Origin of the sequence: Gordonia sp. NPDC062954, from assembly GCF_044543825.1 — a bacterium.
Taxonomy (GTDB): Bacteria; Actinomycetota; Actinomycetes; order Mycobacteriales; family Mycobacteriaceae; genus Gordonia; species Gordonia tangerina.
In genome coordinates this window covers 113,046-128,531 of the sequence record NZ_JBITWL010000015.1, presented here as the reverse complement: position 1 = coordinate 128,531, position 15,486 = coordinate 113,046, and the positions used below count along the sequence as shown (strand labels likewise).

The 15,486-nt window shown below is 66.8% G+C and carries 13 protein-coding genes; 2 read left to right on the top strand and 11 right to left on the bottom strand.

The window, feature by feature from the left end; all coding sequences use genetic code 11:
- Positions 1 to 141: 141 nt before the first annotated feature.
- Genes ACIGKQ_RS15510 through ACIGKQ_RS15500 form a run of 3 tightly spaced genes read right to left on the bottom strand, consistent with a single transcriptional unit; the run spans position 142 to position 2,687 of the window.
- A complete protein-coding gene (locus ACIGKQ_RS15510) occupies positions 142 to 1,347 on the bottom strand; it encodes an SPFH domain-containing protein (protein ID WP_287015995.1) in 1,206 nt (401 codons plus the stop codon).
- Positions 1,348 to 1,372: 25 nt separating this feature from the next.
- Entirely contained in the window at positions 1,373 to 1,801 is a 429-nt protein-coding gene (locus ACIGKQ_RS15505) for an NfeD family protein (RefSeq protein WP_396574360.1), read from the bottom strand.
- A 55-nt stretch (positions 1,802 to 1,856) separates the two neighbouring features.
- On the bottom strand, positions 1,857 to 2,687 hold the full coding sequence (locus ACIGKQ_RS15500) for a DUF3097 domain-containing protein (protein ID WP_396574359.1): 831 nt from the start codon (positions 2,685 to 2,687) through the stop codon (positions 1,857 to 1,859).
- A gap of 90 nt (positions 2,688 to 2,777) precedes the next feature.
- Here ACIGKQ_RS15500 and ACIGKQ_RS15495 point away from each other — a divergent pair, with 90 nt between their 5' ends.
- The gene (locus ACIGKQ_RS15495; RefSeq protein ID WP_235724868.1) at positions 2,778 to 3,578 is read left to right on the top strand and encodes a hypothetical protein; all 801 of its coding nucleotides are present in this window, start codon (positions 2,778 to 2,780) and stop codon (positions 3,576 to 3,578) included.
- Here the strand turns inward: ACIGKQ_RS15495 and ACIGKQ_RS15490 are convergent.
- The 8 genes from ACIGKQ_RS15490 to ACIGKQ_RS15455 all read right to left on the bottom strand — a co-directional run bounded on the left by ACIGKQ_RS15490 (position 3,541) and on the right by ACIGKQ_RS15455 (position 12,098).
- Entirely contained in the window at positions 3,541 to 4,665 is a 1,125-nt protein-coding gene (locus ACIGKQ_RS15490) for a ferrochelatase (protein WP_266062231.1), read from the bottom strand. The two genes, ACIGKQ_RS15495 and ACIGKQ_RS15490, sit on opposite strands and share 38 nt — an antisense overlap.
- Complete coding sequence (inhA, locus tag ACIGKQ_RS15485) at positions 4,662 to 5,498, bottom strand: NADH-dependent enoyl-ACP reductase InhA (RefSeq protein ID WP_235724870.1); 837 nt, start codon at positions 5,496 to 5,498, stop codon at positions 4,662 to 4,664. Before inhA ends, ACIGKQ_RS15490 begins: the two co-directional genes overlap by 4 nt.
- Positions 5,499 to 5,544: 46 nt before the next feature.
- Entirely contained in the window at positions 5,545 to 6,276 is a 732-nt protein-coding gene (gene fabG1 / locus ACIGKQ_RS15480) for a 3-oxoacyl-ACP reductase FabG1 (protein WP_235724871.1), read from the bottom strand.
- Positions 6,277 to 6,343: 67 nt separating this feature from the next.
- Entirely contained in the window at positions 6,344 to 7,312 is a 969-nt protein-coding gene (locus ACIGKQ_RS15475) for a VWA domain-containing protein (RefSeq protein WP_235724887.1), read from the bottom strand.
- A 10-nt stretch (positions 7,313 to 7,322) separates the two neighbouring features.
- Complete coding sequence (locus ACIGKQ_RS15470) at positions 7,323 to 8,261, bottom strand: DUF58 domain-containing protein (protein ID WP_235724872.1); 939 nt, start codon at positions 8,259 to 8,261, stop codon at positions 7,323 to 7,325.
- A complete protein-coding gene (locus ACIGKQ_RS15465) occupies positions 8,248 to 9,396 on the bottom strand; it encodes an AAA family ATPase (RefSeq protein WP_372475162.1) in 1,149 nt (382 codons plus the stop codon). Before ACIGKQ_RS15465 ends, ACIGKQ_RS15470 begins: the two co-directional genes overlap by 14 nt.
- A gap of 150 nt (positions 9,397 to 9,546) precedes the next feature.
- Positions 9,547 to 11,094: an NlpC/P60 family protein gene (locus tag ACIGKQ_RS15460; protein ID WP_235724873.1), complete on the bottom strand. Its 1,548-nt coding sequence runs from the start codon at positions 11,092 to 11,094 to the stop codon at positions 9,547 to 9,549.
- Positions 11,095 to 11,495: 401 nt separating this feature from the next.
- Positions 11,496 to 12,098 carry a DUF6676 family protein gene (locus tag ACIGKQ_RS15455; protein ID WP_235724874.1) on the bottom strand — a complete coding sequence of 201 codons (603 nt, stop codon included), beginning with the start codon at positions 12,096 to 12,098 and terminating at the stop codon, positions 11,496 to 11,498.
- A gap of 403 nt (positions 12,099 to 12,501) precedes the next feature.
- Here ACIGKQ_RS15455 and ACIGKQ_RS15450 point away from each other — a divergent pair, with 403 nt between their 5' ends.
- A complete protein-coding gene (locus tag ACIGKQ_RS15450) occupies positions 12,502 to 15,318 on the top strand; it encodes an aconitate hydratase (protein ID WP_235724875.1) in 2,817 nt (938 codons plus the stop codon).
- Positions 15,319 to 15,486: the final 168 nt, after the last annotated feature.

Here is a 15,486-nt window from a genome sequence, read left to right as displayed (position 1 = left end):
GGTCAGTGAATGCCTCACGCCCACAACACAACCAGGCATTCATACACCACAACCCCACCCGCCCGACAACCCATCCACGGATTCAGGCTCAGGGAGCAATGTGAGGACACGCTCCACGGGGAGCAATGTAAAGCCACGTTCTCAGCGGCTGGTGGGGCTCTCATCACCGGCGTCGGACGGATCCGCTGCCGGACTCGCGCCCCGCTGCCGGTCGGCTTCGAAGGACAGAGCACGGGTGGCCCGTGCGGTGACCTCGGGCGCCACCGGTTTGCGTGCCACTGCCTCTGCTTCGGCGACCGCCTGGGCCACCTTCGGATCCGACGCGAGCGAGAACCAGTCTTCGGTCTCGGATTCGTCGATCGCCGACGGCTCGTCGGCAGTCGGCTCGTAGCGGAACACACCGTCGTCGCCTTGTACGCCGAACGATTTGGCGAAGCCTTGGAGCGCCGAGCCGAAGTCCGACGGCACTACCCACACCTTGCTGCCCTCCCCCTTCGCCATCTCGGGCAACTGCTGCAGGTACTGGTAGGCCAACAATTCGGGCGTGGGTTTGGCGGCCTTGACCGCCGCAAAAGTCTTCTCGATCGCCTTGGCCTCACCCTGCGCCTTGAGGTACGACGCGGCTCGTTCGCCCTGCGCGCGCAAGATCGTCGACTGCCGATCGGCTTCGGCGCCGAGGATCGCGGCTTGCTTGGCGCCCTCGGCCGCGAGGATCTGACTCTGCTTGTTGCCCTCGGCGGTCTTGATGGCCGACTCACGCTGTCCCTCCGCCGAGAGAATGGTCGCGCGCTTCTCCCGGTCGGCCTTCATCTGCTTCTCCATCGATTCCTGGATCGACGGCGGCGGCATGATGCTCTTCAGCTCGACACGGGCCACACGCAATCCCCAGCGTCCGGTGGCCTCGTCGAGCACACCGCGCAGTTGGCCGTTGATGGAGTCGCGGGAGGTGAGGGTTTCCTCGAGCGTCATACCGCCGACGACATTGCGCAGCGTGGTGATGGTCAATTGCTCCACACCTGCGATGTAGTCGTCGATCTCGTAGACCGCCGACCGCGGATTGGTCACCTGGAAGTAGACGACGGTGTCGATGGACAGCGTGAGGTTGTCCTCGGTGATCACCGGTTGCGGGGGAAACGACACGACGCGTTCGCGGATGTCCACTCGGGCGCGGATGCGGTCGATGAAGGGCAGCAGCAGGGTCAGCTGACCCGAGACGGTACGGGTGTAGCGACCGAGTCGTTCGATGACCGCGGCCTCGGCCTGCGGGATGAGGGCCACCGACTTCGCGAGCACCACCACCACGAGCAGTACCAGCACGGCGACCACGATCAGTCCGATGTACTCCATGAGCTACGTCAACCCTTCCATCCGGTCAGCCTTTCCATACGACCGCGGTTGCACCGTCGATCTGCACCACGGTGACCTCGATACCCGGTTCGATGACCTCACCGGGATCGAGGGTCCGCGCCGACCACACGTCACCGCCGATCTTGACCCGGCCGTCGTGTTCGTCCACCCGTTCGGTGACAACCGCGTGCCGCCCCTCGAGGGCTTCGGTGTTGGTGAGCACCGAGGGCCGATTGAGCATGTGCCGCCGGGCAACCGGGCGAACCACGCCGAGCAACAGCACCGAGGTGACCGCGAACACGACACCGTCCACCCAGATCGGTGTGTCCAGCGCGAAGCTCACACCCGCCGTCGCCAATGCACCCCCACCGAGCATGAGCAGGACCAGATCGCCGACGAACATCTCGGTGATCACGAGGAGCATCGCGGCCACCAACCACAGCAGTGCGGTCATGTCTCCAGTGTGCCAGAGACCACAGGCGGCGCGTTTCGCCCGAATCGGGCAGCGGTCACTGATCCCCGTCGGCGGCGGTGACGAAGTCGATGAGCTCTTCGACTGAGCGCAGAAGTTCGACCTCCAGGTCGCGATAGTCGTTGACACCGGCCAGTACCCGACGCCACCCGTCCTGCGGAGTACCCCACCTCAACTGGCTGCAGATGCCTGTCTTCCAGTCGATTCCGCGCGGGATCTGCGGCCAGGCTTCGATGCGGACCGACGCCGGCTTCACCGCCTCCCACACGTCGATGAACGGATGCCCACACACCAACACGTGCTCGCCGACGGCACCGGTCAACCGCATCTCCTTGGATCCCGCGACCAGGTGATCGACGAGCACGCCCGCACGGCGATGCGGTGCCGGCCCGAACTCGGCGAGCACTCCGTCGAGATTGTCGAGACCGTCGAGACTCTCCACGACGACACCCTCGGCGCGCAGGTCGTCGCCCCAGACCCGCTCGAGCAGCGTCGCGTCGTGCACCCCCTCGACGAATATCCGACTGGCCCGTGCCGTCCTGGCCCGGGTGCGTGGCGCCGACCGTGACCCCGACGCGGTGGTAGACGAGACCTGCGGTCCCCGGGTACGCGGGCGCACCAGGGTCACCGGCCGACCGTCGATCAGGAATGCGGCGGGATGCATGAGAAACACCCGGGTGATGCCATGGCGGTCCTCCAACCGCACGAGATCACCGGAGTAACTCTTCTCCAGGCCGACGACAGCACCACAGAATCCGGTCGCCGCGTCCTCGACGACCAGATCGCGCTCGGCGGCGACCTCCGGTGCACGAGGTTTGGTGCGGCGCGGGTTCGCCAGCACATCACGTCCGTATCGGTCTTCGCTCACGATGAGCCACCGTAGAACCCCGCGCTGCCGATTCGGCGCGGGCACGCCGAGTCGGCTGCCAACCAGTGACTCACCTATCGTGGAGAAGCCATGACCAGTACTGACCTCATCACCTCCGGACCACCCGCGTGGCCCGGCTGTGCGCTGGGAACGTGGGCCGCTGCGTGGTTGGCGGGTCGCTGCGCGCCCGACGACGTGACCGACACCCTCAGCGAGTTCGCCGACCGGCACGATGTCGTCCGCACCGCCGACACCAACGGGCCCGACGAACACGCCCGTCTCGGACTCCTCGCCCTGCTCCGTGGCGGCCAGGGACTGTCGGTGCGGCTGCCGACGGCCGGTGATCCGCAAGGCCTGCCGCCGGGTCCGGCCACCGCCGCGGCGCTGATCGCCGGGGAGATTCTGTTGGTGGAGGAACAATCCGACGGCACCACCCTTGGTCTGGTACCGACCTTGGTCGGCGAGACGTGTCGATGGTCGGCGCACCGGTACGACCGCCCGGTGGCCGCCGCCGCGTCGGACTCGTTGGGCCAGATCGAATACGACCTGCGAGAGGCTGTCCGGGAGACCGCCGACATCGTGGGCACGCTGGGCAGCAGCGGAATCCGGATGAATCCCTCCGCACTGCGCTCGGCTCTGGCCATGCTCACTGCGCGCCACCAGATCACGCTGCCACCCCACGACGACGCGCGGGCCGGTAGGGTGATCGACTCGGCGGCGCGTGTGGAGGCAATCGTCACCCTCGCCGGCGCGCAGGCACCGACATTCGGGATGACCGCGGGACACGTCGAACTCGCCGACGCCCGCCTACGCCGACTCGGTGCGCTGGCGCGGTCCGCCCGTGCGACGGCGGTCAATCAGGTGATCGCCGAGTATCGCCGGCCGAAGTAGGCTCCACTGCGCCAGGCGCGGCGGACGGTCGTGACACCGGCACGCAGCACTCGGAGCGGCATGTTCGGCCGTTGTCGGCACACCCCAGCGCCGTCAAATCCCCACCGCCGTCGGCGTAGTCGGCCACCAGATCGGCGATCATCTCGATGAAGCGCGGGTCGGTGCCGACAGTGTCGGCACGGACGTAATCCAAGCCCAGCTCGCGCGCCTTCTCGGCAGCCTCGTTGTCGAGATCCCAGACCACCTCCAGGTGATCCGAGACGAAACCCACCGGCTGCACGACGACCTGCCGAACACCTTGGGCCCGAAGACTTTCCAGGTGGTCGCAGATATCCGGTTCGAGCCAGGGCACCTGCGGTGGGCCCGAACGCGACTGCCATACCTGATCGAAGTCACGGTAGCCGGCTCGGGTGGCCACCGCGCGTGCGGCGGCCGCGACCTGACGCGAGTACAGCCCTCCCCCGTCCGCGGCCGGGCCGGCCGCGCGGTCCGCGGACAACGGAATCGAGTGCGCTGTGAACACCAGTCGCGGTGCGACGTCGGCGGCCGACAGCTCTCCACGTGCTCGTCCGATCGCGTCTGCAGCGGCCGCGATCATCGCCTCGGCATCCCAGTATTGCGGGATCTTGCGCAGCAGGATCGGGTCGTCGTCGATACTCGCGGGCACGCGCTGCCCGAGGGCGGCGAGCGCACGCGCGATGTCCTCGTGATACTGACGGCACCCGGAGTACCCGGCCCATGCCGACGTGGGGAAGACCAGCACCCGGCGATGACCGTCGCGATAGATCTTCTCGACGGTGTCCTCGGCCAACGGATGCCAATTGCGATTGCCGAAGTACACGGGCAGGCCAATGCCGCGTGCGGTAAACACCGCGCGCAGGGCGTCGATCATCTCGAGATTGAGCCGATTGATCGGCGACACCCCACCGAAGTGCAGGTAGTGTTCGGCCACCGCCTCGAGACGTTCGGGCGGCACGCCCCGGCCCCGGGTGACGTTCTCCAGGAACGGCATCACGTCCTCGGGTCCGTTCGGTCCCCCGAAACTGAGGAACAGGACGGCGTCGAAAGCCTCTCCGGAATCGCTCACTGTGCCGAAAAGTTCTCCGGGAACCAGGTGTTGTGGCTGGCGCCGCCGTCGACGTAGACGATCGAGCCAGTGGTGGCCGGTAGCCAGTCCGACAGCAGCGCGCACACGGACTTCGCGACCACGGTCGGATCCTCGACGTCCCAGCCGATCGGCGAGGCACCGTCCCAGTAGGTGTTGAGCATGTTGAGCTGTTTCGCATCGTCGGTGGCAGTGCCCGCGATGGCCTTAGCCGCCAACGTCTTGATCGGCCCGGCCGCAACGAGATTCGATCGGATCCGCTTGGCGGTGCCCACTTCCCGGGCAACATAGCGGTTCACCGATTCCAGTGCGGCCTTGGCCACGCCCATCCAGTTGTAATACGGCAGGGCGGTGCGTGGATCGAAGTCCATACCGACGATGGAGCCACCCTCGTTCATCACCGGTAGCACGGCGCGGGCCAGCGAGGCGTAGCTCCACGCGGAGATCTCGAATGCCTTGGCGGCGTCAGGTCCCGGACCCTCCAGGAACGGCTTGGCATCCGGCCCCATCAGCGTGCGGGGAGCGAACGCGATGGAGTGCATCACGCCGTCCACACCTTCGGGGGCATGTTCACCGATGCGGTCGGCGAGCGCGGCCAGGTCGTCCTCGCTGGTGATGTCGAGGCCGATGGCCGGCGGCACCTCCTGCGGCAGGCGCTTGGCGATCCGGTCGATCAACCGCAACCGCTCGGGAATACCGGTGATGATGACCTTCGCACCCTGCTCCTGAGCCATCGCGGCAGCGTGGAAGGCGATCGAGGCATCGGTGATGATGCCGGTGATGAGGACGGTCTTGCCGTCGAGAATTCCGGTCACGGTTCGCTCCTGAATCTGAGGTGGTGGGTTCGGCGTGCCATCGATGTCAGTTGCCCATGCCCATGCCGCCGTCGACGGGCAGCACGGCGCCGGTGATGTAACCACCTTCGTCGGAGGCGAGGAAGCTGATCGCGGCGGCGACGTCTTCGGGTTTGCCGGTCCGGCCCAGCGGGATGGCCTGCTTGGCCATCTCCACGTAGCGGTCCTCCATCGCAGCGGTCATGTCGGTGTCGATGAAGCCGGGGGCGACGACGTTGGCGGTGATGTTGCGTGAACCCACCTCGCGGGCGATCGACCGTGCCAGCCCGATCAGTCCGGCTTTCGAGGCAGCGTAATTGGCCTGTCCCGGAATGCCCGAGGTCGCGACGACCGAGCCGAGGAAGATCATCCGGCCCCACTTGGCGCGCTGCATGCCCTTCGTCGCGCGTTTGGCGCAGCGGAATGCACCGGTGAGGTTCGCGTCGACAACCTTTTCGAAGGACTCCTCGGACAGTCGCATCAGCAGCATGTTGTCGGTGATCCCTGCGTTGGCGACCAGCACCTCCACCGGACCCTGATGCTCGGCGACCTCGTCGAACGCCCGTTCGACCGATGCGTTGTCGGTGACGTCGCACTGCACTGCGAACAACCCGTCGGGGGCACCGGAGCCGCGATGGGTGACCGCCACCTTGTGTCCGTCGGCGGCCAGGCGCCGCGCCACGGCGAGGCCGATACCGCGATTGCCACCGGTCACCAGGACCGAGCGAGAGACCTGCTGAGCTTCGTTGCTGTCTGCCATGTGGGCCAACTTATCCGTTCGTGCTCTGCGCCAGAGGCGGTGGGATGGGTTTGATCGGTCGCGCGGCTCAGGGCAGGCGTCGGTTGATGGCCAGCGCGGCGAACGCCGAGAGCAGCGCCAACAACGTACCGGCGATCAGCCATGGCCGGGAGTTGTCCCCACGGCGTTTCTCGTAACCGATCTGCTGCTGCAGGGTCTCGTAGACCTTGTTGAGCTCGTCGAGGCTGGCCGCGGTGAAGAACTGACCACTCGAGAGGTTCGCGATCTTGCGCAGCGAATCGTCGTCGACGGGCACCGGCACCTGATCACCTTCGAGGTCAACCGTTCCGGTCATCGTGCCGAAGGAGATCGTCGAGATCGGAATCTTCTCCTCTTTCGCCTTGCGCGCGGCGGTGAATGCGCCACGCGGATCGTCCGGGTCGTCCGGGACGGTTTCCTTTCCATCCGAGAGCAGCACGATCCGTGCGGGCGGCGCCGCCTCGTCCCCACCGAGCACCGCATTGAGGGTCTTGATCTGCTGGATGGCCGCGAAGATCCCCTCCCCTGTCGCCGTGCGGTCGTCGAGCCGCAGTTTGTCGACCGCAGCCTTGGTGGCGTTGTGGTCAGGCGTCGGCGACACCAGGGTCGACGCGGTACCGGCGTAGGAGATGAGACCGAGGTTGATGCCGTCGGTCAGTTCGTCGGCGAAGGTGCGCGCCGCGTCCTGCGCAGCGCGGATACGCGACGGCGCGACATCGGTCGCGTTCATCGATCGCGACACGTCCATCACCAGGATCACCGTCGCCTTGTTCCGCGGCACGCGTCGGTCGGCCTGGGGCGCGGCCACTGCGACCACGAGCAGGGTGAGCGCCACCAAGAGCAGCGCGATGGGAACGTGGCGCCAGCGGTTGCGCTGCGCCGGCGCGACCTGATTGAGCAGGTCCAGATTGGCGAACTTCAGCGCACGCTTGCGCCGCAGCCGCTGAACGTAGATGTAGGCGGCGGCCAGCCCGGCCACGACGAGCAGCAACAGGAGCCACCACGGGCTCGCGAGAATCGACACCCGCTCACCCGACCCCGGCAGCCAGGCCGCGCCGACGCTGCGCGACGAATTTGACGGTGTCGGTGATCCAGTCCCGGTCGGTCTGCAGACTCAGCACCGGCCCGCCGCAGCTGCGGACCGTTCGATGCACCTTCAGTTGGTGATCGCGGGCCGCGGCAGCGAAGTCACGCCGCACCGCGGGGGTGACCGTGATGTCGCGCACCTCGCCGGACTCCGCGTCGGCCAAACTCACCTCACCGACGTCGGGCAGCGTCAGATCACGCGGGTCGAGGACCTCGACCGCGAGCAGTTCGTGATGGGCACCGATGGCCCGCAACGACCGCTCCCAGTCGATCGGGCCGAGGAAGTCACTGACGACGACCGCGAGACCTCGTCGACGTTGCGGTCGGCGAAGCGCCTCGATACCGGCGTGCAGGTCGCCCCGCACGCCGCTCGACGCCCGCGTGGTGGTCGCGAGCGCCTTGAGTAGATTCTGCGCGTGCGCCCGGCCGGCGCGGGCCGGTATCCGCACCACCTGATCGCCGGTCACGACGATTGCACCGTGCCGGTTGCCGCCGCCCGAGGTGAGGTGGACGATGGCTGCCGCGGCCGCGACCGCGAGGTCGCGCTTGGTGCAGTTGACTGTGCCGAAATCGAGGCTTGCCGACGCATCGACCACCAGCCATGTCTCGAGCTCACGGTCGGCGATCATCTGTCGTACGTGTGGCTGGGTGGTCCGCGCGGTCACCGACCATTCCATCCGTCGGATGTCGTCGCCGGGCTGATAGGCCCGCGCCTCGCCGGGTTCAGAACCCGGGCCGGGGATCAGACCTAGGTGTTCGCCCTGCAGGACGCCGTCCAGTTTGCGCCGCACGGTCAGCTCGAGCGTCTTGAGCGCAGCGGTCAGCTGCGGTTCGGACAGCAGGCCGGCACCGAGCGACGGCAGATCGCTATTGGCCGGCATACCGTGGCGTCTGGTTCACCGTCGCGCCGTTCGGGTGACCCGGATGCTGTTGTGGCCCAGGGGTAGTCGGATGTTGTCCCGGCGCCGGACCGGTGTTGACCGGTTGTGCGCCGACCTGTGGCAGTCCCACTGTCTGCAACACCCGGGTGATCACCTGATCGGCATCGACCTCGTCGGCGAGCGCGTCGTAGCTCAGCACAAGTCGATGCCGGAGCACATCGGGCACGATTTCGACGACGTCCTGCGGGATCACGTAGTCGCGGCCGCGGACCAGGGCCAGCGCGCGGGCGGCGGCGACGATACCCAGAGTCGCGCGCGGCGATGCCCCGTAGGACAGCCACGCCGCGACGTCACTCAGGCCCAACTCGGCGGGACGGCGAGTGGCGTTGATGACCCGGACGACGTAGTCGACGAGGGCGTGATGAACGAAGACGTTCGCCGCCGTGCGCTGCAGCCGGATCATCGCCTCCGGGTCGAGGACCTGCGATGCCGACGGCGGCACGTTGCCCATCCGGTAGACGATCTCGCGCTCTTCCTCGACCGACGGGTAGTCGACGAGGACCTTGAACAGGAAGCGATCGCGTTGTGCCTCGGGCAGCGGGTAGACGCCTTCGTTCTCGATGGGGTTCTGGGTGGCCATCACCAGGAACGGATCCGGCATCGGGTACGTGGTGCCGCCGATGGACACATGCCGTTCGGCCATCACCTCGAGCAGCGCGGACTGCACTTTGGCGGGGGCTCGGTTGATCTCGTCGGCGAGCAGGAAGTTGGCCACCACGGGACCGAGTTCGGTGTCGAACTCCTCTTTGCCCTGCCGGTAGATTCGCGTGCCGATGAGGTCGGTGGGGACCAGGTCCGGCGTGAACTGAACGCGGGAGAAGGTGCCACCCACCACGGTCGCGAACGTCTCCACCGCGAGGGTCTTGGCGACGCCCGGCACACCTTCGAGAAGGATGTGTCCGCGTGCCAGCAAGCCGACGAGGATGCGTTCGACGAGCTGATCCTGCCCGACGATGACCCGCTTCACCTCGTAGATCGCGCGTTCGAGCAGCTTGACGTCACTGTCGGACAACATGACCGATCCGTCGGGGCCGACTCCGCCCGCGGAATCGGCCGGGGGTTGCGATGAGGTCAACCGGTACTCCTGTTCCATCTGCGTGCGCAATCTCGGGTCACGTGCGCCGTGCCTCAGTAGGACCTGCCCCGTCCGGGCGGCCTGTCGGTGCCAGCGTAGTCGCGTTGGCTGAACTGCGGCCAAGAAGGTGCCGCGACCGGCAGCGTCGATTCAGAGCAGGCGAACGACGTTGGGCATCGCTCCCGCGGTGCGCAGCGGCGAGACCTTGACGACACTGCCCGACTGCGGCGCCTCGATCATCTTGTTGTCGCCGAGGTACAACGCGACGTGCTGGCTGGCGTTCGGGCCGTAGAAGATCATGTCGCCGCGTTGCATCTGCGACAGCGGGAACTGTGGACCGGAGGTGTACTGGTAGCCGGTGTAGTGCGGCAGTTCGATGCCCACGCCCGCGAAGGCGTAGATCATCAGTCCCGAGCAGTCGTACCCGATCTTGTTGTAGTCGCCGTAGCTGTCGGCGACACCCCCGTCACGGATGCCCCGGGTGGGACCGTTGGCGTCGCCGCCACCCCACGCATATGGCACGTTGAGCTGCGAGAGCGCCCGATTCACGACGATCTCGATGGCCTGGGGACCGCGGAGACCGGGCCTTACCATGCCGCCGCCGCCACCGGACGAACTGCCGAACAGCGAACCCAGGCTGCCGTTGCCGATCACCGAGCTCAGCGAGTCGGGGCCGCTACCGGTCATGTCGGAACCGCCGATGCCGAGCTCGTCGAGGAGTTCTGAATGCGGCATCTGCTGTTGCCCGACGAGTTCGGCCAGCACCTTCTGACCGACATCGAGAGCGAGTTTGGCCGCAGCCGTGGCCGCCACGGCCAAGGCCTGGTTGTCGCCGCCGGGCTCCGCGGGCGCGCCGGGCGCCGCGGGTGTCTGCGGCGAATCGGGGAAGAGGTTCTGCAAGAGCTCGCCGGCCGTGGGGCCCTCGACCGTACGTCGCGGCGCGACACCCCGGATCTTGTCGAGCGACTGCTGGACCTTGTCGCGCTTCTGGATGAGGGCGGACCGACGCTGCTGCTCCGAGGCGACCGCCGAACGCGCCTGGCTGACCGCGGCGAGCGCGTCGTCCTTGCGGTTGGCTGCGCTCTGGGTGGCGAATGCTGCCTGGCGTTGCGTCGCCTGGACCGCGGAGACCCGGTTGGCCTGTTGGTTTCGGGCCACCTCGAGCCGCTCGATGGTGTCGCGCTGCTGCTTGCCGAGTCGGTCGATGACGGTCATCCGGTCCAGTACGGCGCCGGGGTTGTCCGATGAGACGTACTCGGCCATGGAACTGCGAGCACTCCCCTGCCGGTAGACGTCGCGCGCGAACTCGTCGAAGGCCTTCTGCGCCTCGGCGACCTTGCGCCGCGCGTCGGAAAGGGAACGTTTCGCCGACTTCGCGGCGACACTCGCCAAGTGTTCGGCGGCCACGGAGTTCTGGTAGTCCACCAGTGCGCGATTGACGTTTTCCTGACGGACTGCGACCGCGTTGTCGAGATCGGCCAGATTCTGGTTCGCCTTGGCGATTTGATTGATCAGACCGGAGACCTGCGATTGTGCTCCGGTTTTCGGCGCTGCCTGGGCCTGTCCGGCTCCTACGAACCCGAGCACCGTGATGGCCAGCAATGCGCCGACCCGGGCCGCAATCGCGCGTCGGCGGGACCGTTGCGCTCGCGGCGCCGGTGACCCACCGCGCGCCACGCCGGTAGTAGCTCGCCTCACCAGTTCTCCCTCGTCGTTCGCGGCTTACCCGCCACAGCGGATGCGACCTCGCGGTCCGCGCGCTGTGAAGTGATGGGTGCCTGCCCGATCCCGACCCGCCTCGCGACGTGCACCATGCACCACTCGTGGTGCCCTCCATCACTTGGGCACCACTCGTGACAACAGAACCGTACGTCACATCGAACACATCGGAAAACAGCAGTCACGAATTACATTGGCGTGATTACCAGGCAAAATGCCGTGAACTGCCGAAAGGGCGCCGATCGACAAAGGTCTCGAATCGGCAACGAAGAGCGCATCCGGGCGTGCCGCCTACAACTGATGCGGGCGAAGCGATGTATGGGCTACCTCTCCACCGAAATGGACGCGCGTCTGCGACGGAGTGGGCCGACGCGGTCGCGTCAGGGTAGGTCGCGCGAGAGGTCGGTGGTGCCGGACGCCTGCGCGGTCGATTCCACCGGTGCCGCACCCTCGCCACCGGCTCCCCGGCGGTCCGCACGGGTCGATCGCAGCCGGGCGATGGCCGCCCCGGCCACCACGATGACGATGAGCAGCAGGCTGATGACCGTCCAGTTCAGAGACGGCTCGTTCATCTGATCCCACATCTGACGCGCGGCGAGTGGCGGATCGGTCAGGGTCAGATTGTCGGTCGCTTCTTCCTGCTGGACGCGACTGAAGTGCGGCGAAGCACTGCCCACCGATTGTGGACCGAGCACGATGACGGTCCCACCGACGTCGGCTTGGAGATCGGTGGCGATATCGCGGTAGTACTCGAACTTCAGGGGCCGATCGATCACCACGAAGCTGACCTCTTGCCCATCGGCCTGAGCCTCGGCGACCACTGCGCGCAGGCCGGCGACCTGGCCGGCCGGCGCGGCGACGCCGTCTTCCTGGATGTCGCGCAGGATCGCGGGCATGTCCACGCTCTCGGGAATGACCGAGGGCGCCATCACGCCCATCGGCGGCAGGGCCAAGACATGCTGCGTCGTCGCATCCGGACTCATCTGGCCATCCTCACATCTCTGGGCACCTGAGGGTCGCACACCGCGACACGCAAGGCATCAGCTCGCCGGCAAGGTTTCGCGAGCATTAAATTCGCACGCACAGCGGTGGCCCACCAAACCTCCTGCAGCACCGTACGACAGAATGGGATGGTCCGGAGAATCCCGGGTCGGCTTCGCGCGCCCCGATCCGACACGAGGCGAGCGAGGCTGTTTGTTAACAGTACGTGCGTACTGTTAACATCGGAACTGTCGCCACCTGCCGACGAACAGCGTCAACGCTGGTCGGACATCGGGCGGTGGCAGCCAACGCAGCGAGGTCACACGTTGCTGTAACCACCGACGCAGCCCGTCGGATGAGCAGGCCGGCGCAGCCCGCCGGCACGTTGAGGAGAGTGGACAAGACGTGAGTATCGATTCCTTTGGCGCCAAGGGCACCCTCGAGGTGGGCGACAATTCATACGAGATCTACCGACTGAATGCCGTCGAGGGCACCGGCAAGCTTCCTTATGCGCTCAAGGTCCTCGCCGAAAACCTGCTACGCACCGAAGACGGTGCCAACATCACCTCCGAACACATCGAGGCGATCGCGAACTGGGATCCGAACGCCGATCCGAGCATCGAGATCCAGTTCACCCCGGCCCGCGTGATCATGCAGGACTTCACCGGCGTGCCGTGCATCGTCGACCTCGCGACCATGCGCGATGCCGTCAAGCAGCTCGGTGGGGATCCGGACAAGGTCAATCCACTCGCCCCCGCCGAGATGGTCATCGACCACTCCGTGATCATCGAGGCCTTCGGCAACGCACAGGCCTTCGAACGCAACGTCGAGATCGAATACCAGCGCAACGAAGAGCGCTACAAGTTCCTGCGGTGGGGCCAGGGCGCCTTCGACGACTTCCGCGTCGTCCCGCCGGGCACCGGCATCGTCCATCAGGTCAACATCGAGCACCTTGCCCGGTCGGTCATGGTGCGCGACGGTGTCGCCTACCCCGACACCTGCATCGGCACCGACTCGCACACCACCATGGAGAACGGGCTCGGCGTGCTCGGCTGGGGCGTCGGCGGCATCGAGGCCGAGGCCGCGATGCTAGGCCAGCCCGTGTCGATGCTGATCCCGCGCGTGGTCGGCTTCAAGCTGACCGGCGCCACCAAGCCGGGTGTCACCGCCACCGACGTGGTACTCACCATCACCGACATGCTGCGTAAGCACGGCGTGGTCGGCAAGTTCGTCGAGTTCTACGGCAACGGCGTCGCCGAGGTGCCGCTGGCCAACCGCGCCACCATCGGCAACATGAGCCCCGAGTTCGGCTCCACCTGCGCGATGTTCCCGATCGACTCCGAGACCGTCAACTATCTCAAGCTGACCGGTCGCTCGCAGGAGACCCTGGACCTCGTCGAGGCCTACGCCAAGGAACAGGGCATGTGGCTGGAAAAGGACGCGGAAGAGGCCCAGTACTCCGAGTACATGGAGCTCGACCTGTCGACGGTCGTCCCGTCCATCGCCGGCCCGAAGCGCCCGCAGGACCGCATCGAGCTCTGGGACGCCAAGAATGCGTTCCGCAAGGACATCCACAACTACGTCGAAGAGGGCAACACCCCTGCCCACAATGGTGTCGACGAGGCCAACGAGGAGAGCTTCCCCGCCTCCGACGCACCGTCGGTGAGCCCCGACGCGGCCAAGCTGTCCTTCGCCGACGACGACGAACCCGCCCACAACGCGTCGAAGGGCGCCGAGGGTCGCCCGTCGAAGCCGGTCAAGGTCTCCTCGCCCGAGCGCGGCGACATGGTTCTCGATCACGGCATCGTCACGATCGCGTCCATCACCAGCTGCACCAACACCTCGAACCCGTCGGTGATGCTGGGCGCCGGACTGCTCGCCAAGAAGGCCGTCGAGAAGGGATTGACCGCCAAGCCGTGGGTCAAGACCTCCATGGCCCCGGGGTCGCAGGTCGTGACCGGGTACTACGACAAGGCCGGCCTCTGGCCCTACCTGGAGAAGCTGGGCTTCTTCCTCGTCGGCTACGGCTGCACCACCTGCATCGGCAACTCGGGTCCGCTGCCCGAAGAGATCAGCAAGGCGATCAACGACAACGATCTGACGGCGACCGCGGTGCTCTCGGGTAACCGCAACTTCGAGGGTCGCATCAACCCCGATGTGAAGATGAACTACTTGGCGTCGCCGCCGCTGGTCATCGCCTACGCGCTGGCCGGCACGATGGACTTCGACTTCGAGACCGACCCGCTGGGCACCGACGCCGACGGCAACGACGTCTTCCTCAAGGACATCTGGCCGTCCAACGAGGAGATCTCGCAGACGATCGCGTCGTCGATCTCGGCCGAGCAGTACGCGGCGGACTACGCCGATGTTTTCAAGGGCGACGAGCGCTGGCAGAACCTGCCGACGCCGGACGGCAAGGTCTTCGAGTGGGACGACGAGTCGACCTACGTCCGTAAGCCTCCGTACTTCGACGGCATGCAGACCGAGCCGGAGCCGGTCGCCGACATCTCCGGCGCGCGCGTGCTGGCGAAGCTGGGCGACTCGGTCACCACCGACCACATCTCCCCCGCGTCGACCATCAAGCCGGGAACGCCTGCTGCGCAGTACCTCGACTCACACGGTGTGGCACGCAAGGACTACAACTCGCTGGGCGCCCGTCGCGGCAACCACGAGGTGATGATCCGCTCGACGTTCGGCAACATCCGGCTGGCCAACCAGCTGGTCGACGTCACCGGTGGCTACACCCGCGACTTCACCCAGGACGGCGGCCCGCAGTCGTTCATCTACGACGCGGCGCAGAACTACGCCGCAGCCGGCACCCCGCTGGTCGTGCTGGGCGGCAAAGAGTACGGCACCGGGTCGTCGCGTGACTGGGCCGCCAAGGGCACGAGGCTGCTGGGCGTCAAGGCGGTCATCACCGAGAGCTTCGAGCGCATCCACCGCTCCAACCTCATCGGTATGGGTGTCATCCCGCTGCAGTTCCCCGAGGGTGAGTCGCACAAGTCGCTGGGACTCGACGGCACCGAGACCTTCGACATCACCGGCATCGAGCAGCTCAACTCCGGTACGACGCCGGAGACCGTGCACGTCACCGCCACCAAGGAGGACGGCGCGAAGGTCGAGTTCGACGCCAAGGTGCGCATCGACACCCCCGGTGAGGCCGACTACTACCGCAACGGAGGCATCCTGCAGTTCGTGCTGCGCAACATGATCAAGAGCTGATCACCTCAGCCCTTGACCACGACAGCATGAACACGACAGGGAGCACGAGCAGTGCCCAAGGTCAGTGATGACCGGCTGGGGGGGGGGGGGGGGGGGGGGGGGGGGGGGGGGGGGGGGGGGGGGGGGGGGGGGGGCGGGGGGGGCGGGGGGGGGGGCCAGAAGGCGGGT

Bases quoted from the DNA above. Each gene is read 5' to 3' on its own strand.
- ACIGKQ_RS15455 (WP_235724874.1), bottom strand. From the start codon at position 12,098: ATGAGTCCGGATGCGACGACGCAGCATGTCTTGGCCCTGCCGCCGATG.
- ACIGKQ_RS15505 (WP_396574360.1), bottom strand. From the start codon at position 1,801: ATGACCGCACTGCTGTGGTTGGTGGCCGCGATGCTCCTCGTGATCACC.
- ACIGKQ_RS15495 (WP_235724868.1), top strand. From the start codon at position 2,778: ATGACCAGTACTGACCTCATCACCTCCGGACCACCCGCGTGGCCCGGC.
- ACIGKQ_RS15470 (WP_235724872.1), bottom strand. From the start codon at position 8,261: ATGCCGGCCAATAGCGATCTGCCGTCGCTCGGTGCCGGCCTGCTGTCC.
- ACIGKQ_RS15510 (WP_287015995.1), bottom strand. From the start codon at position 1,347: ATGGAGTACATCGGACTGATCGTGGTCGCCGTGCTGGTACTGCTCGTG.
- fabG1 (WP_235724871.1), bottom strand. From the start codon at position 6,276: ATGGCAGACAGCAACGAAGCTCAGCAGGTCTCTCGCTCGGTCCTGGTG.